The 2,597-nt window shown below is 54.6% G+C and carries 1 protein-coding gene; it reads right to left on the minus strand.

All coding sequences use genetic code 11. From position 1 onward, the window contains the following. Positions 1-26: 26 nt before the first annotated feature. Complete coding sequence (locus NB063_RS31860) at positions 27-2,357, minus strand: glycoside hydrolase family protein (RefSeq protein WP_250933857.1); 2,331 nt, start codon at positions 2,355-2,357, stop codon at positions 27-29. Between the last annotated feature and the right edge of the window lie 240 nt (positions 2,358-2,597).

The following is a 2,597-nucleotide window of genomic DNA, read 5'->3' on the forward strand; positions in this document are numbered from 1 at the left end:
TCCTGCAGACCTGCTTAGCTTCGGTCTTACTCATTGCTCTTTGTTTTTGTCGGGGGAGAGATTTCAGGGTCGGCTTCGGTTGTGAACGACCAGACCTCGCCCTTTACTACGCGGCCACCACGTAACTCGGTATCCACACGCCAGTAATAGGTTCTGTCGCGTTCCAATGCGTGCTCGTCAGACACGCTGACAATGTTTTGCGGAATGGTTTTCTCAGCCACAAGCACCAAGTTGTCCCGGTCGGTTCCCAAGTAGACTTTGGCTTTCACGCCGCCCAACCCAATCAAGTACATGAGATCCGCGTCCATTGGAACGTTCGTGCCGCCTGCTTTGGGAACAGGCATAGAGGCTCGCTCTTCTTGCCTGCCTGGAATCCAGTACACGTCATCGCCATGCTCGTAGACGCCGATATCCGGAGCGTCACCGAGGTAGCCAGCCGTGACATCGATCAGTTGCCCCTTGACCGAACATTTGACATCCGTTCCCTGATCGATCAGATCAACAGCATCAGCCCTTGGCCGAAAATCCCAGTTGGCTGGATCACGCAGCATCTCACGCACCCGTTTTTTGTCCCTGCCGCCCGCATAGTTGTGGGAAGCGGTTCCCGGAAGCGGATGAGGGAGTAACTCCTGAGCGGCATTGTTACGTGTCACGCTGTTGGCATTGCCACCGGATCCAACGGAAACACTGATGTCGCTTGCCGCATCGACTCCGAGATTGTTATAGACTTCGTGGAAATCTCCCTTCAAATGCATGCCGTCACCACCTGACGGCGAATGCCTCCGGATGCTCGACATGCAGACGTTGCGATACACGTTGGCGTGGACGCCCATCAGCGGCTTGTTATCCCCGTCATACCTGAAGTCTCGTTGCCCGTTATCAATAAACCAGTTGTATCGCGCCAGCGATTCCTTCACATGCTCCAGCGGCATGTACATTGATGTTCCATCCGTATGCAGAAGTCCGCAGCGGGTATGAAAATTGTATTCGCAAAAAATGGGGCGGATGACTTTGGGATCGTAGTCATGCGGTTTGAATTTTCGCATCGGCCTACCTAGGAAACGATTTGCTGAAAAGCTCTGCGCGTTCCCGTTCACCGCGAGGGTGTTCCGCCGATATAGAAGTCCCCGCACTTGGTTTAGGTTAATCGTGCTACTCGGCTCAAACGGATTGCCTTTCCCCGAATCGTTGTTTACGCACGCATAGTCGACTTGATAAAAGAGGTTGTTCTCGATCCGCATGTTTTCCACGAACGTACCTCGTAGAGCGCTCGCGTCGGCATATTGGAACTGACAGTTGTAGATCGTGATCATGCTGCAGAAATCATCGGCGTCGCCGATGAATTGAGCTGTTTCCGATGGTCCCAGGACCCCCAACGCACGCTTCGAGCAGGCGCAGAAGTTGAAGTTGCAGTTTCGGATCGTGATATGATCCGATTTCGTAAACGAAAACGTCGTTGCGAAAAAGTTCAAGCCGTCGATGACAATGTGCTTGGTGGTGGAATCGCCCGTGATCGCGTAGGTCTGGACTTTGCCATCGATCACGCGTTCTGTTGGATCCTCGCCGTTGTCGGTCCACAGATACAACGTCTTGGTCGACTCGTCCAATGCCCACTCTTGCGCCATGTCCAGCATCGGACGTTCCGCATTATCGATTCCACCCTCGAAGAAGTAGCCCAGTGTGGTTTTGAACTTCCGAAGTTCAGGGCTATAGTCGAACTCTCTTGAACCTGGGGCATGATTTTCTACGATCCGCGAAGCAGTGGCGTGAGCGCCGAAGTTCATCAACGCCACGCACTCGTTAAACGAATGCCCCGCATTTGAAATCGCTTTCGCGGCCTCACCGGCATCGACGACGTGCCCACTGTTGGGGCCATTGGTTGTTTCCCGCGATCGCTGACAGCGAGCTGCCGTTCTGTGCCAGACCTCATCTGAAAAGGCCAACGCGTTGGGGAAGCGGGCTAGTGTCATCAGCTTGCCATCGACAAACAGTTGGGTGACATCCTGATTCACTGTGGTTTTGTAGACGTCGCCTTCATCCACTACCCACTCGCCATCGATTCTCATCGTGCCGTCGAGCGTTACCTTTTCGCCTTGATAGCTGGTCAACGTGATTGGTTTGTCCGCAGCACCGGCTTTGCCACTTAGGTTCACTTCCTCGCGATAAACGCCGCCACGGATGTAGCAGGTGTCACCAGGAGTCATGATGTCGACGGCATGCTGGATCGTGGCCCACGGTTGCGCCAGCGATGTCCCCTGATACCGATCGTCACCGTCCGTTGCGACACAATAGTTTTCTGAGAACGCGGCCGCGCTCATGGCCAACAGGCTGACAAAGGTGAGGAGTATGTGTTTCATGGTTTGGGGTCCGGTAACACCGAGGCAGCGCACGTTCCACTGACGCGGTCGGCAGATGAGTTCCTCTTAAACTATGCGGAAGCCGCCAACGGCTTTCCGCGGGGGCGAAGAGTTCTGGCGATTTCCGCTGCCGCATCTCGATATGGTACGGTCCCGTTTGCCGCTCGCCTACAGAGAGAGCGGCATTGCGCCTGTGACGAATCCGCCCGGATGCCTGCTAAGGACTTGTTCGGAAATAAC

This window comes from Aporhodopirellula aestuarii, assembly GCF_023701485.1.
GTDB classification, from domain to species: domain Bacteria; phylum Planctomycetota; class Planctomycetia; order Pirellulales; family Pirellulaceae; genus Rhodopirellula; species Rhodopirellula aestuarii.